Annotated in this window: 24 protein-coding genes; 9 read left to right on the top strand and 15 right to left on the bottom strand. The window is 51.9% G+C overall.

Going from position 1 to position 21,739, the window contains the following annotated elements; translation table 11 throughout:
- Positions 1–99: 99 nt before the first annotated feature.
- The 11 genes from EAO39_RS22760 to EAO39_RS18735 form a co-directional block, all read right to left on the bottom strand.
- Complete coding sequence (locus EAO39_RS22760) at positions 100–1,158, bottom strand: hypothetical protein (protein WP_162989624.1); 1,059 nt, start codon at positions 1,156–1,158, stop codon at positions 100–102.
- Between the two features lie 441 nt (positions 1,159–1,599).
- Positions 1,600–2,172: a recombinase family protein gene (locus tag EAO39_RS18775; protein ID WP_120970495.1), complete on the bottom strand. Its 573-nt coding sequence runs from the start codon at positions 2,170–2,172 to the stop codon at positions 1,600–1,602.
- A gap of 119 nt (positions 2,173–2,291) precedes the next feature.
- The gene (locus tag EAO39_RS22755; RefSeq protein ID WP_162989623.1) at positions 2,292–2,531 is read right to left on the bottom strand and encodes a hypothetical protein; all 240 of its coding nucleotides are present in this window, start codon (positions 2,529–2,531) and stop codon (positions 2,292–2,294) included.
- Positions 2,521–3,471 (bottom strand): hypothetical protein, encoded by a 951-nt coding sequence (locus EAO39_RS18770; RefSeq protein WP_120970492.1) that lies wholly within the window; start codon positions 3,469–3,471, stop codon positions 2,521–2,523. The genes EAO39_RS22755 and EAO39_RS18770 overlap by 11 nt, the downstream gene beginning before the upstream one ends.
- A 318-nt stretch (positions 3,472–3,789) precedes the next feature.
- The gene (locus EAO39_RS18765) at positions 3,790–4,929 is read right to left on the bottom strand and encodes a zonular occludens toxin domain-containing protein (RefSeq protein WP_120970490.1); all 1,140 of its coding nucleotides are present in this window, start codon (positions 4,927–4,929) and stop codon (positions 3,790–3,792) included.
- A gap of 4 nt (positions 4,930–4,933) precedes the next feature.
- Positions 4,934–5,233: a DUF2523 domain-containing protein gene (locus tag EAO39_RS18760; RefSeq protein WP_120970488.1), complete on the bottom strand. Its 300-nt coding sequence runs from the start codon at positions 5,231–5,233 to the stop codon at positions 4,934–4,936.
- The gene (locus EAO39_RS22750) at positions 5,233–6,654 is read right to left on the bottom strand and encodes a virulence factor TspB C-terminal domain-related protein (protein ID WP_162989622.1); all 1,422 of its coding nucleotides are present in this window, start codon (positions 6,652–6,654) and stop codon (positions 5,233–5,235) included. The genes EAO39_RS18760 and EAO39_RS22750 overlap by 1 nt, the downstream gene beginning before the upstream one ends.
- Before the next feature lie 126 nt (positions 6,655–6,780).
- Positions 6,781–6,981 (bottom strand): major capsid protein, encoded by a 201-nt coding sequence (locus EAO39_RS18750; protein WP_120970484.1) that lies wholly within the window; start codon positions 6,979–6,981, stop codon positions 6,781–6,783.
- Entirely contained in the window at positions 6,978–7,178 is a 201-nt protein-coding gene (locus EAO39_RS18745) for a hypothetical protein (RefSeq protein WP_120970482.1), read from the bottom strand. The genes EAO39_RS18750 and EAO39_RS18745 overlap by 4 nt, the downstream gene beginning before the upstream one ends.
- A gap of 112 nt (positions 7,179–7,290) precedes the next feature.
- Positions 7,291–7,677: a hypothetical protein gene (locus EAO39_RS18740; RefSeq protein ID WP_120970480.1), complete on the bottom strand. Its 387-nt coding sequence runs from the start codon at positions 7,675–7,677 to the stop codon at positions 7,291–7,293.
- Between the two features lie 2 nt (positions 7,678–7,679).
- Complete coding sequence (locus EAO39_RS18735; RefSeq protein WP_120970478.1) at positions 7,680–7,985, bottom strand: hypothetical protein; 306 nt, start codon at positions 7,983–7,985, stop codon at positions 7,680–7,682.
- A 596-nt stretch (positions 7,986–8,581) separates the two neighbouring features.
- On the opposite strand from EAO39_RS18735, the gene EAO39_RS18730 reads away from it, so the two are divergent.
- The 9 genes from EAO39_RS18730 (at position 8,582) to istB (ending at position 16,340) form a co-directional block, all read left to right on the top strand.
- Positions 8,582–8,914 carry a hypothetical protein gene (locus EAO39_RS18730; RefSeq protein WP_120970476.1) on the top strand — a complete coding sequence of 111 codons (333 nt, stop codon included), beginning with the start codon at positions 8,582–8,584 and terminating at the stop codon, positions 8,912–8,914.
- A gap of 162 nt (positions 8,915–9,076) precedes the next feature.
- The gene (locus EAO39_RS18725) at positions 9,077–10,300 is read left to right on the top strand and encodes a site-specific integrase (RefSeq protein WP_240467060.1); all 1,224 of its coding nucleotides are present in this window, start codon (positions 9,077–9,079) and stop codon (positions 10,298–10,300) included.
- Positions 10,297–11,346: a hypothetical protein gene (locus tag EAO39_RS22745; RefSeq protein WP_162989621.1), complete on the top strand. Its 1,050-nt coding sequence runs from the start codon at positions 10,297–10,299 to the stop codon at positions 11,344–11,346. The genes EAO39_RS18725 and EAO39_RS22745 overlap by 4 nt, the downstream gene beginning before the upstream one ends.
- A 265-nt stretch (positions 11,347–11,611) precedes the next feature.
- Positions 11,612–11,830 (top strand): AlpA family phage regulatory protein, encoded by a 219-nt coding sequence (locus tag EAO39_RS18720; protein ID WP_162989620.1) that lies wholly within the window; start codon positions 11,612–11,614, stop codon positions 11,828–11,830.
- 283 nt (positions 11,831–12,113) lie between these two features.
- Positions 12,114–13,112, top strand: coding sequence for an inovirus-type Gp2 protein (locus EAO39_RS18715; RefSeq protein WP_120970470.1), 999 nt, complete (start codon positions 12,114–12,116; stop codon positions 13,110–13,112).
- Between the two features lie 43 nt (positions 13,113–13,155).
- Positions 13,156–13,497: a DUF3024 domain-containing protein gene (locus EAO39_RS18710; protein ID WP_120970468.1), complete on the top strand. Its 342-nt coding sequence runs from the start codon at positions 13,156–13,158 to the stop codon at positions 13,495–13,497.
- An 84-nt stretch (positions 13,498–13,581) separates the two neighbouring features.
- Positions 13,582–13,953 carry a winged helix-turn-helix domain-containing protein gene (locus EAO39_RS18705; protein ID WP_120970466.1) on the top strand — a complete coding sequence of 124 codons (372 nt, stop codon included), beginning with the start codon at positions 13,582–13,584 and terminating at the stop codon, positions 13,951–13,953.
- 85 nt (positions 13,954–14,038) lie between these two features.
- Positions 14,039–15,565, top strand: coding sequence for an IS21 family transposase (istA, locus tag EAO39_RS18700; RefSeq protein ID WP_120970464.1), 1,527 nt, complete (start codon positions 14,039–14,041; stop codon positions 15,563–15,565).
- Positions 15,555–16,340: an IS21-like element helper ATPase IstB gene (istB, locus tag EAO39_RS18695; protein WP_120971252.1), complete on the top strand. Its 786-nt coding sequence runs from the start codon at positions 15,555–15,557 to the stop codon at positions 16,338–16,340. The genes istA and istB overlap by 11 nt, the downstream gene beginning before the upstream one ends.
- Positions 16,341–16,409: 69 nt before the next feature.
- Here the strand turns inward: istB and EAO39_RS18690 are convergent, their stop codons facing one another.
- The 4 genes from EAO39_RS18690 to EAO39_RS18675 all read right to left on the bottom strand — a co-directional run bounded on the left by EAO39_RS18690 (position 16,410) and on the right by EAO39_RS18675 (position 21,534).
- A complete protein-coding gene (locus EAO39_RS18690; protein WP_162989619.1) occupies positions 16,410–17,228 on the bottom strand; it encodes a DUF4238 domain-containing protein in 819 nt (272 codons plus the stop codon).
- A 95-nt stretch (positions 17,229–17,323) separates the two neighbouring features.
- A complete protein-coding gene (locus EAO39_RS18685) occupies positions 17,324–18,235 on the bottom strand; it encodes a hypothetical protein (RefSeq protein WP_120970460.1) in 912 nt (303 codons plus the stop codon).
- Between the two features lie 12 nt (positions 18,236–18,247).
- Positions 18,248–19,777 (bottom strand): UvrD-helicase domain-containing protein, encoded by a 1,530-nt coding sequence (locus EAO39_RS18680; protein WP_120970458.1) that lies wholly within the window; start codon positions 19,775–19,777, stop codon positions 18,248–18,250.
- Positions 19,774–21,534, bottom strand: a complete 1,761-nt coding sequence (locus EAO39_RS18675) for an ATP-binding protein (RefSeq protein WP_240467059.1) — start codon at positions 21,532–21,534, stop codon at positions 19,774–19,776. Before EAO39_RS18675 ends, EAO39_RS18680 begins: the two co-directional genes overlap by 4 nt.
- Between the last annotated feature and the right edge of the window lie 205 nt (positions 21,535–21,739).

Below are 21,739 nucleotides of genomic sequence, written 5' to 3'. Positions count from 1 at the left end.
TGTTCCAAGATTTGCTTGACGGCCTCAATCCTGAATTCTTCTGGGTAGCGTTGTGCGTTCATATGGACTCCTATTTGAACGGAAATAGGAGGCTGTGAACTATCTACAAAAAGTTGGTCGATTCACACCTGCGCGCAGTTGTGTGCCTATGTCCTCTAGGAAGTCATCTGCCTCACCGCGGCCAACCCCCTGGGCAGTACCAGGCACAAACGCTAAGTAACGAACAAGTCTGATGTTTGGTTCAGTGGCCAAAGTCATCTGAAGCAGCGTTGATTTTCCAGAGCCCGGGGGGCCAACAAGTGCAACATAGCCTTGGCTGACCGCTCCCAGTGTGTCGAGAAGGGCGACCTCTGTGTCACGATTTCGCTGGACATGGGCTCCGACCGGGAATCGATGGAAGTGGCGAGTCTTGGCAGGATCACGCCATCTCAGCTCGCCCAGCAACTCGTCGCGAGACCACTGATCCTTGTCACGCGCATCCCGGACAAGGTCAGGCAGCAGCTTTGCAATCTCAGCTGCCAATCGAGCCTGCTCAGAGTTAAGCTTGTGCAGTTGGACAAAATCTGCCGAGGCCCCATGCAATATCTTCAAGTCCTGCAGGAACAGTTCAAACAGCTGTTCATCCAATTCTGACGCCTGATGCAACTCGTCAACTAGCTGCTCCCATCCAGCGTCACGCCACTCATTCAGAGATCGTTGCGGATGAACCTCAAAGTCGGCTAGGAAGGCTGCACTATGTGAGGGAATCGTTTGACCTAGCGTGTCGGAGTTCGACGGATAATCTCTGACTACCAACCGGATATGCACGCGGGATTCGGGATAGAGTTCCTTGAGACCACGCCAAGCGTCAATCAATGGCTTCAGCAGACCATCTGCGCCAGTCAGCAGCGTGATGACTCGAAATGGAGCCGGAAATTTGGAATTCTTGAACTGATGCCCTATGACCAAGCCATCAAAACCAAGAACCAAGTCATCAAGAATACCGGCGCTCCGATCAGCGACCCCGACCCAAAGTAACTGGCCGCGCTCCAACTCAGCATAAATAGCCGCGCCCGCTTGGTCATATTGCTCCATATATCCACGAATGGCTCGTCGCTCGCCCTCCGCAGGCGGCGTGGATTGGGAGCTTTTAGGGTCTATCTTCTCTTTTTCAGCCATGAGCTCTTGTACTAAAAATTCGAATTATCTGACGAGGCGCGAAGCCGAAGGCAGTACAAGAGTACGACAAGGTGAAGCAACGACGTATCAAGGGTTGCGTTAGCAGGTCTAAGCCAGAGGTACAAGAGAAGACCCTAGTAATGTCTGCTTCGTAAATAAGCAGACATCTATTAAGTGGAGTTGAACGGCTGATATCAGCCTTAAGCGGAAATTGCACTCCCTGCATGCAATCAATAGCTAGAGGTTGGGCCTGCTACACGGGGATCAATGCGCAGGTGCTTATGGCGGTTATCTCCAAACAGGTCTAACTGCAGCCAACATGTCATGGCATACCAAATGGCATACCTTCGAGGTTTAAAAAAGAAAAACCCCTTGATAAATCAAGGGGTTAGCTTTTTGTTTTGGCGGAGGCTGTACCAAACGGACAGACTTCGATGGACTTCAAGAGCGGTAATCAGGCTTTGTCTTTTTATAGACAAGGCGTTTCACAACGGAGTCAGATACCCCAAAGCGTTGGGCAACTCCCTTCAGCGTGTATAGGCCAGTCGAGTAAGCGTCCACAATCGCAACCGCCGTTGCAGCATCCACAGACAACGCACGACCGCAGTGCACACCCCGGGCCATGGCCTCTTTCTGACCTGCCATGCAACGCTCCCGTATCAAAGACCTCTCGAACTCAGCCATAGCACCAAGAATCTGCAGCATCAAGCGCCCAGTCGGTGAGGTGGTATCGATAGGCTCTGTCAGAGACCGAATACAAGCGCCCGCACGCTCTACCCGGTCGAGAATCTTCAGCAAGTCAGAGAGCGATCGCGCAACGCGATCAAGCTTGTAGAAAACGAAATGATCCCCCGTTTTTAGAGAGGCAAGGCACTGACGAAGTACAGGCCGATCAAACTTCGCACCGCTAGCTTTCTCTTCAAAAATCACCTTGACACCAGCAGCATGCATTGCCGCAATCTGCACTGATGTATCTTGCTCTTGAGTACTTACTCGGGCATATCCAACCAGCATCTAAATCCCTCTTTGTTTCGACAGACAGAGTCTCCGAGACGCTGAAAATTCCCAAGCTCTAATTAGCTGGATTGCTGCAGTTTTTATAGCGACTCTGCCAGGCGCAGATATCTCCAGAATCACTTGGAGACTTCATCGACCCAGAGCAGCCCCTGAACTTTCCAATTGCGGTTTGTCAGCGCAAAGCGCAGCAGTGAACGAACCACCACAGCGCGAGAGGTCGAGAACTGAGAGGCCAGCTCATCGACAGCATCGGCAGTGCGAGGTAAGACGGAGACATCAATGCGGACATGCTGTGAACGATGCGCAGCTACCCTTGCAGCATTACCGGTAACGAAATGAGATTTCTCAGTGGACATACTCACCCCCCATGCAGCCCGGATCAGGCTCAGTAACTAGCCAATAGCGGTCTCCTCGGAACTGCTCGCGCGTGACGCGATGCGAGACAAGCACCTCACCCTCAGTGCACTGAAATGCCATCTCAATCATGTCTTGAAGGGATGCACCCCAGATACGGACTTTTTCCGCTTTGGGCATCGACGCGATACCGTTCTTTGAATCGCTGCGGCTGTAGCGATTGGATTCGTCAGGAGCGTCCTGATAGTCCTTGGTGATGTACTTGGATACGTAGCTTGCAATCTTCGCGATAGAGCGCTGTTTGACGCGTCCTTGAGGGGTCTTGCGACCGCCGACAAAGCACAAGCCGTTATCACTGCCGACGATGGAGCGCCATACCTTTGTACCCAACTCCCAGCCCTTTACCTTTACGTCCTTGTGAACAGCGTGCTTTGGCAGCTTGTGACAAGCGATGTGGACATGCATTGCCCCACGGTCTTGACGCTCAAAACTCGCGCAGTAGACGAACCGTCCACCGAGCGCTGCTTTCATGCGACGAACCCATTCCTTGAAGTGCTTTTTGCACAGATCACGATTCTTTTGATTGTCTCGATAGGTCAGCGTGAGCAGCTCATTCAAGCCATTGGCTTTGATGAACCAACGGCAGGCCGCTTTGGCCCGTTGTGCGTTTTGCTGGAGCTTCCTAAGCCGACGCTCTTCCTCTTGCTCAGCAAGCTCCCTGACGCGCATTTCAAGGTCTTCACCATCGAACTGAGACAGGTAGGCATCACGATCAAATTCTGGAGGCGCTTTTTTATCGGTTTCCGACCAGACGACGACGTTACGGAAAGAGGTTTCCCGATGGCCGTTGACGTTTTTCACGTACACATCCCAGGCATCCTCAATCAACTGACCTTCAATGACTATGCGTTCCCCACCCGGGGCCGTTATGATTCTTTCCATTGCAGCTAGCTCCTTTAGTTGCAGTCACGAGGTCCGAACGTTTGGCGACGTTGCGGGCCTCTCTTTTTTTCTACAGATTCAGTGCGCGCCCAGAGGCAATTACTCGGTTTGTTCCAAAGTGAGGTATGAATAAATTAGGCACGCGCTGCGCGCGTGCCTGCCCGTTCGCTTCGCTGACCGTGCAGGCCCGCTGCGCCGCTTGTCCAAGCACCAACCTGAAGGGAAACAGGAGTGCAATCAAAGGCGAAGCACAGGAGTGCTCTCGGCCGCACGGCCAGCCCATGCGGCCGCAAGCTGCGCTCACGTCCACACGGGCCTTCATTGCTGGAATACCGATCTGACTTGCGCGTTGCGTGCAGCAAGACCTTGCGTGTACCCGTCGGCAGGCGTAGGAGTAGCCCTCTCCCTTGGCTCGGGCATGGGAACGGTCTGAGGAACTGGAGCCGCCTGAGCGACCATAGAAGGCCTCTCTTGCCGCGGCGTTTGTGTATTGCGTTGAGTCTGCCCGTCTTGCCAATCAACGAAGTAGCCGTTTTTGACGATCTGCACACAGATATCGGAATCCACCACCAGCTTGGTGCCTTGCTGTGAATAGCAGTGACAGCCCTTGGATTTCATCTCAACACATGCCGCCGGATATGGCGCAACGATGGGCCTTGTGACATCGTCATAGCGAGTAGCGGTATGAGGAAAGCCGGGCAACCGAGGCTTGAAACTTGCAGCGTACTCAGCAGGAGTCATTGGAGGCCTAGGGCCGTCAGAACGTCCTGATGATCCACCTGCAGAAGTAGCCGCTTCAGCTTGATCCGTCTTACCGATCTGGCTGACATTCCGGACACTGAGATATGTGAAGACGATAGAAGCGAACAGAGCAATCACAAAGAAAATGACTGCCTTTGGAATCTTCTTTTTGTTAGTGTGAATCGTGGCGGATTCATACCATTTATAGACTTCCTTTGGGAACCTTACGGTGCTGCTCGTGCCCGTGGCGCTGGAGGAACCAGGCTTCTCACAATTGAGATTAACGGTATCCCACTCAAGACAAGAGACAAGGTCTTGACCCCAGATCCGCTTGAGATGTCGATGCCAACCAGGCGAACCAATAAGGCGCCTGACAAACGAGTCAATATTGGCCGGGTGTTGAGTGATGAGATAGAAATCAAAACCGCGCCTGCGGTGCTCTGCAAGCATCTTGACGGAGTCAGGAACCGCAGACCCAGACGGGCGATTAGGTATGTCGTTGTGACACTCATCAATGATGAAGATCGTGCCGTCAGGCTCTGCCTGCCAATCCTTGAACTCGATCTTTTTCCATGATTCAAGTGGCCCACCCACAACAGGCTTGAATCGCCCATTGTGAACAACCGGGCGCCCTTCTTTGGTGGCCCGTTCCATCACCCATTTCAGAGCGTTGAGGGTCTTGCCAGACCCATTTGTACCGGTGAGTAGAAAAAGCATGGCACTAGTTGAAGATCATCTTCTTCAATGTCGAGCCACCCGTAATTCCATTTATCAGCATGTTCGCAAACAGGCAGCTAAACAGAATTGTCAAACAGCGACCAACTTGCAAAAGGCCAAAAATAGCCAGCATGTCAGGAGGCAGCATGTGCAGGTTCTGATAAGCCAGATTCTTCAGAAAGTCCAGCGCCTCAGACACGCCGTAGTAGGTAACAAAGGCAATGCCAAGGGACGCTAAAGCGCGACCGATGATGCCGCCAACGAGGCCGATGAGGAGGCCACCCAATGAACCAAGAAATGGCATTACGACTGTCTCCTAATGACGATGGAAGCGCCGACGATTGAAGTGACGACCACATTGATGTAGCCGAGGATTTCCAGCCAAGGGCAGAGCCTTGAAAACGGAAGAGAGATCGAACCGAAGCGGCCTATATCAATCACGCGATCAGCAGGGCAGCTACCGGCGTTCAGAAAGTCGTCACGATCAAGAATAGAGATATCAATGCGCTTGTTCCCCGGCAAGTCAGTTGTGACGTTTTTCGTGCCGAAATCCTTCACGGCTTCCCATGCCTTGTATAAGTCGCCGTCCTTGAGAGCATCCATCTGGCAATTGCGCGTGTGTATCTCTTTCGAAATGGAGCAACTTATGGCGTCTCCTTCACAGGTAAAACCACCTGCGCAGGAGCCTTCAAACTTTCCGGGCTTATCTTCACAGTCATCACCCTCACACTTGCCATCACCTTCACCGTCCTTGCCGTCGGGATTTTTATCACCATTGGTCGCAGCACAAACAGAGCTCGATTTGTTGGAGGCGCAGTAGGTGCTTTGAGAGCTTGAAGAGGAAGAGGTGGAGGTGCTTGCGGTGGCGCCAGACGCATCCTTGTTGGTCGTAGTGCTGGTGGTCGTGCAGACGCCTTTTTCGCAAGTCGTTTTGGTTTCCGTATTCGAAGAAGTACCGTCCGAATTCTTGGTTTCCTTCATGCTTGTATCGCCCATGGCCGCCTTGTTTGGGATACAGGTACGGACGCCGTTAACTTCACCAACAGAGCCAGCGCAATCGGATTCTTTTTTCTGAGGAATGTCAGATGGTTGAGGTAGCGTGCAAGTACCGCCTGTGACGCGATATTCCTGCCCCGTCATCCAGTCACCGTCAGAGTTTTTGTACGACACACCAATGCCGACTTCCTCACCAGCGCAGCCCATGGCGCAGTTGGGGCGAGCCGTGTCTGCAGCACAGCCAGGGGGAGAGGCCGTCCCCTTGCCTTCAAGATTGATTTTTTGGCCCTTGAGACCGCTACAAAAGTCACTTAAGCCATTGCAAGAGTTACCCGTGCTGGTGTATTTGCATTGCCCCCCTTCTTCGACATAGCCAGGATCACAAGTACAGGTGTTTGTGCCAGGCACAAGCACCGAGTTGTCGGGGCAACGATCTGCAGAATTCGAGTACACAGAAGCCGAAATAATCCGGGCAACTCCATTACTGGTGGCCTTAGCCAAGCAGTTACTTTCAGTGACACTAGTCATGCTATAGGTTGTGCCACTCTCACTATGCCGACCCAGCCAAGCCGCACAAGCAGCCTGAGCTGACGAATGCACAAAGGCAGAGCTAAAGCCATTTCCTTCATAAGCGTAAAGCTTAGGCATAGGAAAAGCAGCTGCAGCAGTCGCAGAAGGCAAAAAAGCAAGCCACCAGAGAGCAAGAACTAAGCGGACAAGATGAGCCATACCGCACCGCATAGAGCTATCACGACAAAAATCCCCATTTCTCTGCCCTTTTCTAAACAAGCCAGGGTTTGCTTAGAAAAGGACAGGGCCGAAGCCCTGCCAATTCCAAGAAGGAACTTCAGCCCATCACTTGATGGCGCGACGAATCCACAAGAACGTAGCCAGAGTTACTGCCACGCCGAGAATGGCCATGCCGATCAGGCCCACAGGATCCTTGGAGCCGGTAATCTCAGTCACGACACCCGTAACGTCGATAGCTGCATGCGATGCAGTCGCCATAGCGAATGCGGGGATGGCCACCAGGGCCGCTTTCAGGGACTTTTTCATGAGTCTTCCTCAGGTTTGCCGCCAATGCGGACGGTTTGAATCAAGGTGCGAATCACCCAACCAACGGCCCACACGGAAATAATCGCGAGGCCAATCTGCGCCCCCTCTGCTGGAGTCAAACTCAGCACAGGGAACACAAATTCATGCTGCACAGTGACCGTGCAGGCTTGAGAACATTGAATGACTTGCTCAGCCATCAGACGGCCCTCTGACCGAGGAACCAGCAAAAAACGATAAACAGCAGTCCGACTGTGGAACGGCTGACAACCATCCCCAAGCCGAACACCAGGAAGAGGAAGTCATAGGAGCTCACGCAGGCTCCTGACCACAGCCACGGCATCTTTGGGCATAGACCTCATCGCCCACTACGACTGCGTCCCAGTCATGCTCAGGAAACATGCCCCGGCAGATCAGCGGACGCTGATCGACCTCAGCAGCTTTTGCAGCCTGACGCGCATCCATACGGTCAGCGACACCCACAAAGCGCTGCCCGAGACGTCTCCAACGCGCCGCACGCTTGCGGGACATGTCGATGCGATGTTTGCGATCAATGAGGTAGATAACCTTGGTACAGAGGCCAATAACCACGCTTTGCAGCACCTGCATGAGCAGAGCACCCAACATGCCCATGACGAGGCAGAGGGCCGTAATCATGCGAATGGCGTGATCAAACTGTTCAGGGGTGAGCGTGACCATGGTCAGGCTTTGGTTTCAGCTTGAGCACGCTCACCCTTGGTAGGGACTCGCGTGAGGGACACAAGACGGGATTCAATCTTTCGGGTTTGATAGTGAGCAGACAGCGAGAACGTAGCAGTGAAAGTGCCAGGAGCCACCACACCGATCAAATCTTTGGGGACATCGAGAACACCCACTTGAGAGACTTGCCCATGCTCATCCAGCAGGATGCATTCAGCCTCTTGCATCTTCCAGGCCTTGCCGGTTTTGCCAACGCCCTCACGGGGATCATTGACCTTGAGAATTTGAACGATGGATGAATGCTGCATACGACACCTTTCGATAACCCCCCCAGTCGGGGCATGAGTACTGGGTACATAGAGCAACAGCGCTCTGAGCTACCCCGCACGCGAGATAGCGCGGAGAGTTGTCAGAAAGGCGGCGAGAGGACTTCTGCGAAACTCACCGTATTAAAGAGAGGGGTGTCGCGATGCTGAGAAGAGTGATGCTGGCTTTGCTTATCTGCGCTGGAGGAGGCGTAGCGGCTCAGAACACCATTTACCGATGTGGAAATGCTTACAGCGACGAACCGTGCAAAGGAGCGGAAACCGTGGACATCCGTCCGACGGAGGGGGCGCACAGCATGAGTGGGCAACGCCGCACGTCCACGGAAGTGACGAATCGCCAGTTGTGGCGAGGTGTAGACAAGGCTTTGCAGCCGCTTACCGGTGTATCCCCGGAGGAGGGGGAAAGAAGGCGCGAAGAGCGGCGCTACAAATCCATACCTAGGGTCAAAGTTGATCCCTAAGCTAGTGGGAGGCGTGGTGCGGCTGATAGACATGCTGACGGCTCCTGTAAACTTTGAGTAACCAAATAGGTATCGGTAAGCAATTTGGTAACTGAATGATAAATCGGAGTTAGCAAAATGGCAACCCTAGAAGAAATAAATGCGTTGATCGACAAAGCCGCAGCGGTGGCCGGCAATCAAGTGCGACTGGCAGAGCTGCTCGGAATGCCGAAAAGCAACATCACACAGATGAAGCAAGGCAAACGCCATGTGAACTGGAGAGTGAGGGGGAAGCTACGCGCTGTGCTGGGCGAAGACCCTGCGCATGCATTCACGAGCGCGATGCTCGAAGACCTCGAAGGCTCAGAGAACGAGGATGAAAAAAAAGCCGCCGAGGGCCTGAAGGCCATGCTGGCAGCTTTTCCTAGTGACTGGCGGAGGCTGTGTCCGTTGAAAAGCAGTCCAGACTAGTTCTATGCAGAGCAAGCCGTTTAATTAAGTTTTTGATTTTTAAAGTAGTTTTCTAAAATGCAGTCCAAATCAGTTTTTTACAAGCTGAAGTGATCAAAAAATCTATGGTAGAAGGGATGGTAGATAGAAGGAGCGATGATGGTAGGCCATGCAAGCCCCCGCATGGACTCATCAATCACATCTGCCATGCCAAAAATTGCCAAAGAACTTTCTGCACTTGAAATCAACAGGCTACGTGAGCCTGGCAACCATGCTGTTGGTGGCGTCACGGGCCTCTACCTGTACGTCACCGAGACAGGTACTCGTTCCTGGGTGCTTCGAGCAGTCATCGCCAACAATAGGCGGCATATGGGTCTGGGCGCTTACCCCACCGTTACTCTTGCCCAGGCAAGAGAAAGTGCCAGAAAGGCCAAAGCGGACATCCTTGCCGGCATCGATCCGATCGCTGAGCGCCAGAAGATCGCAGCCAAGTTCCATGCGGAAAAAGCCAAACAGATAACTTTTGAGCAATCTGCCATCGCTTACATAGATGCGCATGGCAAATCCTGGAAGAATGAAAAGCATCGAGCGCAATGGTCTTCGACGTTGATCACATACGCATTTCCAAAGATCGGAAACCTGCCAGTAAAGGACGTCACGCAAGGCCATGTTCTATCTATCCTTGAGCCTATATGGGCACAGAAAAATGAAACTGCTTCTCGCTTGAGGGGGAGGATTGAAGCAGTCCTGGATTGGGCCACCGTCAAGAAGTACCGGGAAGGTGAAAACCCCGCCTTATGGAAAGGACGTTTGGATAAGCTATTGCCGGCTCCCAACAAGATTCAAAAGAAGAATCATCACAAGGCGTTACCTATCAATGAACTGCCATCTTTCTTTAAGAAATTAAAAGAAAAAGATGGAATCTCTGCTAGAGCTTTGGAGTTCACTATCCTGACAGCTGCCCGCAGTGGCGAAGTGCGTGGTGCAAAGTGGTCTGAGATCGACTTCAAACAATGCATTTGGACCGTTCCCGCTGATCGGATGAAGGCCAGCGCCGAGCATCGCGTACCTTTAAGTGAGCAAGCAACCAAGATTCTAAAAGACATGCCAAGAATAGAGGGGTGTGAATTTATTTTTCCGTCTTCTAAAGAAGGATCTCTTTCTGACATGGCACTTCTTGCAGTCATGAGAAGGATGTCGATTGATGCAGTCCCACATGGCTTTAGATCAACTTTTAGGGATTGGGCCGGAGAATTCACAAATTATCCACGAGAAGTTGCAGAGCAAGCATTGGCTCATACACTTCAAAACAAGGTGGAAGCTGCTTATAGAAGAGGTGATTCTTTGGAGAAGAGAAGAAAGATGATGCAGGATTGGGCTAACTTTTGTTTCACAGAGGCTGCATGAAGAAAGCTAATTATCCAAATTTTTTGAAATTCTTTGATCAAAAAAAATTTAATGTCAAAAACAACTCGTTAATTTCAAAAGCAAGAAAAATAAATGACTCATCAAAGAAAATTTGGGAAAGTTCTCGTTTTATATATTTAGAATCAAATTCGGATGAAACTGAACTGCCTATCGAAAAATTGTTCGATGATTTCGATGCCAGATTGAATGGTGATTTAGTGGCTTTGGCTTACTCTATAAAGTGCCACTGTCATCTAATTTTAAATAAAAAAGAAGCACTTCGAAATAAAGAATTCATAGATGTAGTTGAAACCTACTTTCGACGTGGTTGTGAGATTGTTAATAAAAATAAAGAGATTTTTTTAAATGAGCATACTATCGATGCTTGGCATCCATTTTTGAGGGTTATTTTTTTATTTCAATCACATGAAGTTGTTGATGTATGCCAATCTACTGACATTAGAAGGATGGCTTCCGCCTTCGAGAAGGCATCTTTAGCTTCAAAAAAAACTATAGAAGACAAGGCCCTCTATCTGATTCAAAGAGAGTCAAAACTTTTGACTTTAAGATTTGATGTTGTAGCAGAAAATTTAACTAGATATAACTGTGAAACATCTTTAATGAGGTCTCTAAATGAGATAAATCTTCAAGTGGCAGGAGGCATGCTTATGACCATCTCTGCAATATTTCCGAGAAATTATCTTGATATTAAGTTCTTAAATGGATGCATTGGGCATGTATGCGTCTTTATTTCTTTGAATAAAATTTCTGGAAGGGAAGAAGATATTATTAATGAACTTATGGACGGGTTAAATGATTTGGGCAATAGGAGGTTATCCCTCAAGCTTATCTATAAAGGTGAAATAGATAGCATTAAAAGGTCATTTGTAGGCATTAAAAAATTTAAATCAGATGGATTAAATCGTGAGATAGATGAATTTTGTGAATTTATGACAGTTGAAAGAAGCATCCTAAAGCCTTTATCTGTTGATTTGAGTGATGGAAGTAAAAAAACAATTAATAATTTGAAAATTAAAACGTTTTGAAATTTATTTTTTATTTTTAAAAAATAGTTAAGTAGTTTTTATAAGAAAAGCGACGTGTTTCACACATGGCATGTAGCATGTAGCTCAAATGACACAACCTGCGATTTGCATAAGTTAGAAGGAGCGTGATTCGACAAGGCTGTTAGCAGTGGCTAGCAGCCTTATTATTTTGTTTGTGATTTTTTTACTGCATTCCAGATGCTTTGTATCGAAGAGCAGTTGCTTCGTCGGTACATCCGATTAATAGATGCATCTGGAGATGGACATGTCCGAAAAAAAGAGATACTTGTTGAGTATTAAAAAGCTTTGTTTGAAGCTGGATGTCTCAAAGTCATTTGTCTATAGTAGGCTGAATTCTCATTCAAAGTATTTTGATGCAAAATTTCCAAAGCCAATAAGGTTGAGTGAAAATTCTGTAGCATGGGTTGAAGATCAGATCGATGATTGGATTGAGTCCAAGATGAGTGCTGATCAGTCATCTTGAGGACCTAACTTGCCAGCCGCGTGTTGGCTTTGTTTTTACAAAAAGGTGTCTGAATAGCTTTCGACTCTGAGTGGTTTTTGTGTTTTGAAGTCTGCAGTATTTTGGGAGCCTATGTTATAAACATTAATAACAAAGATAATTTAAAGAATAGCAAGTCAACCAACTGACGACATATACCCAAGCAATCATCCCGTGAAGAGGATTGCTTGTGCCATGAAATAATAAAGAGATCTGATCTCACCATCTTAGCTTGACCTAAGGTGGTCAAGCTTCTGGATGCTGTATGAAGTTTGAAATTGAGAAAAGTCATCTTGAGCTTGCAACTCTGCTTTATGAGTTGCAGCTAGCTTCCTGGATGAAGATGGCTGATGAAGTCGCTAGAGGAATTTATCCTTCATTGAAAGAAGGTTTGAAGTTAAGGCTTAGCAAGAAGCTCAGAGTTCTTCTTCAGGCATTAGATCGTGAGCTTCCTAGTCCTGATGATGATTTCTTTAAAGAGATAGTTTGCAAGGTCTATACATCTTTCTCTGTGTTTCAAGCCCTTATGGATGCAAGGGGTGAGTGCAAGAATGAAGATGATTTTGAAAGGAGGTTTTTTTATAACTTAATGAAGAGGGTTGGATCAAAAAGATTTTGCAATGCCTATCAAGAAGAGGATAAGATCCATAAGCGTAGAACAGACTCTTTGTATAGTTATATTTCAGATTTAAAAATAGCGCATAGCAAGATCATGATCGTAAGACTGGATCTTTACTATCATCAGGAACCAATAGATTCTTTAAAGTCTCAGCAGAGCGTTGTAGCTGACTGGAAACGTCTTCTTGCTTTAGCACGTGAGAGCTATAAGCAGAATTTTCTTGGCTATGCAATGAAGATTGAGTTTGGAGATGATAGAGGGGTGCACATTCACTCTATCTTTGTTTTGAATGGCTCAAATCTTAGACGCGATGTGAACGTAGCAAGGAGTCTTGGTCATCACTGGGTCAAAGACGTTGTCCCTGACATTGGTAGGTACTTCAATTGCAATGAAAAACAGCATCAGAAAAAGTACAAATGGAGGTCAGTTGGTGATTTCTTAAAGATGGATGAAGATTTCCAGAATGGCATAAAGGCCATGTCTGCCTACGTCACTAAGCCTGATCCATTTCCTCGATTAGTGGTTCATGGACTAAAAAGAACATTTAGGAAAGGAGAGATTAATTTCAAAAAGAAAGCACGTGTGATGCGTCGAAAAGAGGTCTTAAAAGCTTCGTCTGATGATGCGGTATCTGTTCCTGTTTAAGCGTGTATGAGTAGTGTTAAGGTCATGGCTCTTGGGAGGGGTCATGGCCTTTAGTGAGTTTGAAGTACGAAAAATCAGCAAAGTTGTTGCAGGTTTTGTCGAAAAGCGTAGACCACCTGAACATGTGCGTGATCAGTTAGATCTGATGTTTTTGATTGAAGAGCAGTCTGTTTTACTGCTGGAGAAAAGAAGGCTCATGGATGGCGAGGTGATTGAGCGTCCATTTGCCAAAGCTAGCTGGGTCAAGACGCAGAAAGTTTGGAAGCTGTACTGGCAGCGTGCAGATCTCAAATGGCACAGCTATGAGCCTGCTGCTGCTGTACCCACCATTGAGGCATTCTGTGATGTGGTGGATAAAGATCTCTACGGATGCTTTTGGGGATAGGCGCATCCATGTGAAGCAGATGTCGCATGACTGTCTGCTTGTGTGCTGCAGCTTGTAATCTTTTGTTGCAGGTATGCTTGGGCTATGGCGATTCCAGACTACCAAACTTGCATGCTTCCGTTCTTGTCGTACTTGGCTGATGGCAGCGAGCATTCGTTGCGAGAAACAGAAGAGGCTCTTGCAGAGCAGTTCGGTCTCACATCGGCTGAGAGGGCAGAGCTACTGCCAAGTGGGCAGCAAGGTGTGTTCAAGAATCGGATTGGATGGGCAAGAACGTATCTCAAGAAGGCTGGGCTGATTGAGGCTCCCAAGCGAGCTGTCTTCAAGATCACGGCTCGTGGTCAGCAGGTCTTGGCCTCCAAGCCAGTGCGTATCGATTCGAAGTATTTGGAGCAGTGGCCAGAATTCATAGAGTTTCGTGACTTCTCCAAGGTGTTGATTTCCACCCAGAAGTGACCCACTAGCCCCCGGTTTTTCCATCTCAATCTGACCCACGCATTAACCCTAGCCTGCTGCTTTCTTGTGCAGCAGGAGACCAGGAGTGATTGACGTGGCCACTTTGAGTGTCATCCGGCGCTGGGCTCTGCGTGAGCACCTGTCCATCCGAGAGATCGCCCGCAGAACTGGGCTTTCTCGCAATACCATCCGCAAGTATTTGCGCTCCGACGTTGTGCAACCTCAACTTGCGCAGCGCACCATCGCCACCAAGCTCGACCCCTTCGCCAGCAAGCTGTCAGGATGGCTGCGTACAGAAGTCAACCGCTCTCGCAAGCAGCGGCGCACGATCAAGCAGATGTTTCTGGACTTGCAGGCGTTGGGCTACACCGGCTCCTACAACCGAGTTGCTGCCTTTGCCAGAGTGTGGAGGGCTCAGTGCCATGCGGCTGAGCAGACATCAGGGCGAGGCGTTTTTGTGCCCCTGGTCTTTGGCGCTGGAGAAGCCTTCCAGTTTGATTGGAGCGAGGATTGGGCTGTCATTGGGGGTGTGCGCACCAAGCTGCAAGTGGCTCACTTCAAGCTCAGTCACAGCCGAGCCTTCTATCTGCGGGCCTATCCCCTGCAAACCCATGAGATGCTGTTCGATGCCCACAACCGTGCCTTTGCGGTGTTTGGAGGCATCCCTAGGCGAGGGATCTACGACAACATGCGCACAGCCGTTGATCGTGTCGGCCGTGGCAAGCTCAGAGAGGTCAACGCCCGCTTCAGTGCGATGGCCAGCCATTTCCTGTTCGAGGCACAGTTTTGCAATCCGGCCTCAGGATGGGAGAAGGGACAGGTCGAGAAGAATGTTCGGGACGCTCGCCATCGTATCTGGCAATCTGTACCAGCGTTTCCGACACTCAGAACCCTCAACGATTGGCTAGAGCAACGGTGTCAGCAGTTATGGCAAGAGATTGCGCATGGCCAATTGCCTGGCTCTGTCGCGGATGTTTGGGTGCAGGAGCGCCCAGCCTTGATGCCCATGCCTCGGCCGTTTGACGGCTTTGTCGAGCATGCCAAACGGGTCTCACCCACCTGCCTGGTTCACTTTGAACGCAATCGCTACAGCGTGCCAGCCTCTTATGCCAACCGGCCTGTGAGCTTGCAGGTTTATGCCGACCGCCTGGTCGTCGTGGCCGAAGGCCAGTTCGTCTGTGAACACCCGCGCATCATTGAGCGCAATCACCAAGGCTCTGGGCGTACGGTCTATGACTGGCGCCATTACTTGGCCGTATTGCAGCGCAAGCCTGGCGCATTGCGCAACGGTGCGCCGTTTGCCGAGTTGCCAGACGCATTCAAACGACTGCAAGCTTTGCTCCTGAAGCAACCTGGCGGCGATCGCGAGATGGTGGAAGTTCTTGCCTTGGTGTTGCAGCACGATGAGCAAGCCGTCCTGGCCGCTGTCGAGTTGGCTCTGGAGGATGGCGCACCCCGCAAGACCCACATCATCAATGTCTTGCACCGCCTGATTGACGGAGCGCCCCAGCCTGAGCCCATCCACTCACCCCAAGCCTTGGCCTTGATCGTTAAACCCCAGGCCAACGTCGTGCGCTATGACCAACTCCGACAGGTGCGCCATGCGTCATGACCCCGCCATCGCTGCGATCATCATCATGCTGCGCCAACTCAAGATGTTTGGCATGGCCCAGGCCGTGACAGAACTTGCCGAGCAAGGCTCTCCTGCCTTTGAAGCGGCACATCCCATACTGTCGCAATTGCTCAAGGCCGAGAGTGCTGAGCGAGAAGTGCGCTCCATTGCCTATCAGCTCAAGGCTGCCAAGTTCCCTGTTTACAGAGATCTGGCAGGCTTTGACTTCGCACACACCGAGGTCAATGAAGCCTTGGTGCGCAGCCTTCATCGCTGTGAATTCATTGAGAAGGCCAACAATGTGGTGCTTGTAGGAGGCCCCGGTACTGGCAAGACGCACATCGCTACGGCACTGGGTATTCAGGCCATCGAGCACCACCGTCAAAGGGTGCGCTTCTTCTCTACGGTGGAATTGGTTAATGCCTTGGAGCAAGAGAAAGTACAAGGCAAAGCCGGACAGATCGCCCACAGGCTGGTGCATACCGATCTGGTGATACTCGATGAGCTGGGCTATCTACCCTTCAGCTCATCTGGTGGTGCGCTACTGTTTCATCTACTCTCGACGCTTTACGAACGCACCAGCGTAGTAATCACCACCAACCTGAGCTTTAGCGAATGGGCCAGCGTGTTTGGTGATGCCAAGATGACCACGGCTCTGCTGGACCGCCTAACCCACCACTGCCATATTCTGGAAACAGGCAACGACAGCTACCGCTTCAAGCACAGCAGTGCAGTCCAACAACCGCCCATGAAGAAGGAGAGAAACAAAACCTAATCCACATCTTGAGCCTTACGGCTCAAGTCAAAGAGTGGGTCAGTTTGAGAAGGAAATGGCGGGTCAGTTTTACGTGGAAATTAACAAAATATCCTTCCGCTGCGCTCTGAGCAAGCGATGGTCACCGAGCCTGCCTACCAGCAGCCGATCAATGCGCTCGATTCCATCGATCATCATTTCCAGATATGTAGGACACATCAAGGAAAGCGCCAATGTTGGAGACAGTGGAAAGTACAGCTGAACCCCGATGGACGCCAAGCCAAGTTTCCCGCTACCTTCCGCATTGAGGTCATTGAACCGGACGACCGGATGATCCCCCATGACAAAAGGTATCTCGTCGGAGGTCTTGATCAAATGCCAGACCTTCTGCAGCAACAGGGGCGACCAGTCCCTTGACGCATTGCTTATCGCTGCCGCGTAGTGGGCCTTTCGCGCGTTCTCTTTGCTGCCGACCAGAGGGTCGGGCTGGAAGAACTCCTCCGGGGCGTCCTCTGCACGAAAAAAAACCTCCATGCGACTAGAAAGATCATCGAAGGTTGCCATCGTCGCCTTGGTGCGCACGAGCTGCACCGCCATGAAGCTGGCGAGAATTGCCTTCTCTTCGTGCCAGGTAGGGGGAAGCGCTTGAGCCGCGATTACCCTCGCAGTGACCTCGGCGGCCTTGGTTTCAAGGCTGCTCAGTGCGGGTTCAAGCGTCATGGGCACTCCCTGAAACTCAAAATCGTAGATCGCCCGCTCAGCGGCGACACCCACCTTCGATTTCTTGGAAGTTGAGAACGCAAAGATTTTGTCTCGGTGCTTATCGAACGCATGTACCAACTCCCGCCTACCGGAGGAGAACCGCCGCAGCATGAACTTGGGCACGTAGTGCTGCAATGGCTCGCTCATCGAACCGCTCCCAGGATCAAGCATGCACCGATCAAGACGTGCTTCAACTGCCTTACCTCGACGACGCCTACATTCGCGCACATGAGCCTGGACTCCTAACGAGGTGCGTTCTTGCGGATCACCAGATCCACCAAAGAAAAGAGCCGGTGAAACAGGTAGTCGACATGATCGGTATCGATAACGGGCGTTTGGCTTCGCTCATGATGGCGTAACAGATAGTTGTTCCCAATCTCTCGCAGCTCCAGGGCCTCCTTCTCAAGAAGCTGCCGAAATGCTGGTTCGGGGCTTGCCCTGTCCAGAACCAACTTCGCTGACTTGGCCTTGTTGTCGTCGGCCAATGTCTTGATGCGCTCCCATGAGTCGAACAACCGCTCCAGCGCCTCGCGCCGAATCAGCGGATCTGGGTCTGTGAATTTCCTGCGTGCCTCTTCCAGCATGACGTCGAGCAGTTGGTCCCCAGTCCGGAAGTAGGCTCTTGCAAGCAAGTTCCCGATGATGGCTGGCAAGATCCGTCGGACCTCGCCGCTTTCGGTGATCTCATAGGCTAACCCGTTACGCGCAAGGATGCGGTTCACGTCGGTCACGAATGCAGAACGCCCCTCCTCGCTGTCGAAAGACAGATGGTGATGCCGGTAGTAATCGTGAACTCGTCCCGGAATCGGCCGCGCAACGCTTCTCCATACGAACTCGATGAAATCGAGCGCAACAAGGGTCGGGGGAGCCCACGGCTTTCGTGTTCGCATGAAACCATCTTCATCGACCTTGTCACGTTGCAGCGGCCATGACAGGCCCTCGATCTCCGCTTCGATTGCGCTTTTCAGCATGTCCGTGTCGTTGCCACAGACCGCATGACCATCAGGACATTCTTGCGGAAACGACGCCCCGAACGCTCCGGAATTCGCCAGAGCCTCAACCAGGACCGCAATGCCGGCCCATGCCACTGGACTCATCGTCTGTTCGGTACGGGCCCTCGGCCCGAGCTCCCGGTCACTGAAATAGTTACTCATGAGGTCTGTCCTTCAATGGAGCTTGAACAGGGGACTGGGGTTGGATGTCGAAACCACCAAGGTGAGCGACTTTTTCGCCCTGCTTAGGGCTACGTACATCTTGGACTTGGCGTACAGAGTCGATGTGAACTGCGCCTTGTCGCAAGCCATCAGCATCGCGTGGTCGCACTCCAGGCCCTTGGCCTTGTGAATGCTGCTGAGCACCTTTTGGGGTAATGAAATATGGGAATAGGAGCGCATGCGCGACACCTCCGCAAATCCTGTGTCCGGATCTGCAAACTGGCCGATGCGCACAGCATCCCGCAGTTCGGACCGGTGATCGACCTTCACGGTGTCAAAGCCCGCGGCGTTGCCCTTCACCAGCACAGTAATTTTTGCGAGCGCTTCCGACACACCCGTATGCGAGGGATTGTTCAGCAGGCATCGTGCGACCGCCTGGATGTTGGCCGGTTTTCCGGTGGTGGGGCGCGCAGCCCCGGTGCGAACTTCCTGCAAAAGTCGGTCACCGTGGCTGGATGGGCTGAATCCCACCGCGACGCTGCCCATGAAGGTGATGACACCCTTCGCCAGCGCTTCCGGATCGCCATGACCGGTGCGCAGTGTCTGCACGAGCGCCCCTAGCGCATCACGTGTATGCCCTTCCCAGATCGGTACTGTCCGAAACCAGAAGGCTCGAAGTGCCGATACCAAGTCGTTCTGCGATGCGAGGACCATCAACTGCGGGCTATTTTTCAGCACCTTGTCGATCGGCGTTCTGTGTTCCTTGGACAGTTGGTAGCCGGTTCGCATCTGAGCCGTGTTGTTTCCCACAAGCACCCTAACTGATGGAGGCAGCGCTCCGGTCAGGTCTATCGGAGTTCCCCGCTCCAAGCTCTCCCGTGCCTCGATTACCCAAGCCCCTAACAGAGGACAACCGGTTTGCCAACGGTGAGGGGTGATCAGTTTCTCGCTTGCTCCCTGCTCCTTCAAAGCGTCCCAGCGGGCACGATCCTCGCGCACGGCTTTGTCGGTCTTGACCCCGTAAATCCGCTGCAGGGGATCTCCAAAGATCCGGACAGTTGCTCCAGCGGACAGTAAGGACATGACAACACTGTGCTGATCGACACTCGAATCCTGATGTTCATCGCACACGATGACTGGGTAGCGTCGGGCCAGTGCACGAGCCACCATTGGCTGATGGCGCAGAAATCCTGCGACCTTGGTCGCCATGATCTCAAAGCCTTGCCCGCCATCCTGCCAAGCCCAGGAGGTCAGATCGCGCGGAAGGTCAAGTGGCTTGTGGTATGCCAGCGCGATCTGCGCAATCAAGGCATCGATGGTTTTGATTTCGACGCGTGACCCGGCCTTCTTCGTACGTTCTGCGAAGACAGAGCAAGCAGCGTGGGTGTGCGTCAGGATGAGCAAGCGGCCATCACCGAGCGCTCCCTCCACCTCCTGCGCGTACGCAGCGCCCTGGTATGTCTTGCCGCAGCCCGCCGCAGCTTCAATGATCACCAGCGGCTCAGATGAGCGGAGAAGCTTGGCGACGGCCTGGTCGCTCATAGATCCAGCTTGTCCAAGGCTTGGCGACCCACGGCCTCCAGTACCGCGTTGATCAACGGAAGCAACTGTGGCTGTATTTCCGCCCAAGCGCCTAGCGCGACCATTTTCTGGGCCAGCTCCTGCCCGCCGACAGTGGACTTGAACCATTGCTGCGAATGCTTCTTCCAAGCCTTGTCTTGACCTGCAGGCGCCCCATTCTTGCTGCCGCTGGCGGCTGCAATGATCAAAGCGCGCCACGTTTTTCCAGAGGCTTTCAGCGCCAAGTCTATCGCCTCGGTGCTCTTGTCCTGAAGTCCAAGGCGTTCCGCCAATGTCCGAAGTCGATAGCCGTCCAGCTCCCCTTCGGCATCCTTCAGTAGTTCGAGAAGATTTGCTTCAGGAACGGCCCCGATCACATGATCTTCTGTGCAGCCCTTCGGCCACTGATGCAGCCGCCCTTTGAGCTTTTCCTTCAGCTTTTTCCAACGCTCCGGAGCTGTGCCCTCGTCGTCCGCCAAGCCGGCAAACAGCAAGCCAGAAGATGCCAGCGTCTCAAGCAGATCCAGGGTCGCACCATTGCCCTGACCATCGCAGACTCGCACCCCATGATCAAGCGGGTCCCCCCCGAAAGCCTTTTCCAGCAGGTACTGCAAGAAGCCGACCTCGGTGGGCCCTTCAGCAATGACGGCCACACGTGCCAGGAACGTTTCAGGATCGCGTTTCTGCTGTGGCCCGACCTTGTCTCGAGGCAGCGCACCGATGGAGCCCAGGCTGTCCAGATACCAAAGGTGAGCGTCCTCGGCACACGAAATGGCGACAGGACTATGCGTCGTGAGGAAAATCTGCCCGTGTTGGCTGGCCAGGATATTGATGAGCTCCCGCAGACGATACGGCTCAAGCCCGCGCTCAATCTCATCGATGAGCGTAACGCTTGCCTCCTTGTCCGTTGACGATGCGATTTCGAGCGCAGCCATTCGTCTAGTGCCAGCACCCCAACTGCTCAGGGGCAACGCCACCCCATTCTTGGTCGCCATCAGCCCAATGAGTGCGCCGATGGACAACCCCTGGCTGGTCGTGAGACCGAGTTTCAAATCGCTGGGAAGCGCAGCACCGGCCATACGCGCATCCAGCAATTCGATCGCCTCCTTAGCCTTGTCGTTGAGCGAATCGTGCAAATTGAGCCCTGCGACCTCCTTGCCGATACGTGCCCGCAATGCGTTATCGGCTAACAACCGATCCAGCGCTGAGCCATAGACAAGGCGCAGATCGCGATCGTTGCGCTCATCAGCGCTCATTCGGACCAAGCCGATACGCCGACGAACGGCTGTCGAAAAATGATCGAGTTCTTCGTTGGGTTGCATGACTTCCCACGCGAGTTCCAATTCCGTAGTGCCCCGTACGCGTACGCGATACACCGGCTCGCCGGGTGCGGGGAGGTCTCCTTCCCCGTCGGCTGACGGAGTTATGGCATCCTGCCCGTTCCATGCCCATGGCCAAGCGAAAGTGTTCTGCGAGCCGATTCCGGTCGTATCGGGTAGGGTCATGACGGCTTCGATGACGAATTCCTGTTCGCTGTCCCGTGCCCAGTAATCAGCCTCAGAGATAACCGCAGTGTTCGATGGCGAAAGCAGCAGAGCAATCGCTTCAAGGATAGTCGTTTTTCCAAGGTCACCCCCACCCAGGATGACGTTCATTCCTTTCGCAGGCAGCCATGTTAGGGAGTGAATGCCTCTGAAGCGTTGAATAGTTATCTTATAAATACGTGCTGTTTGGGCCATGACATTCGCAATTGTGAGGAATAGACGGATAGCCAGAAACCCGCTTTCTCACCTCATGATGGAACGTGAGCTTCGAATACCCTCACAGGTTGGCGATCACGCGCATTCCCTAACTGCAACAAAATGCTAAACGCACGTAGCTTAGCAGCACTCAACTCAATGAGCAGTATTGGGATCAGCAGTCGTTGCGAAAAGAAAAACAGAA

The sequence above is a fragment of the Comamonas sp. lk genome (assembly GCF_900564145.1).
Lineage (GTDB): Bacteria > Pseudomonadota > Gammaproteobacteria > Burkholderiales > Burkholderiaceae_C > Comamonas.
Note: the sequence above shows the minus strand (reverse complement) of the source record. Positions and strands in the feature narration are given on the sequence as shown.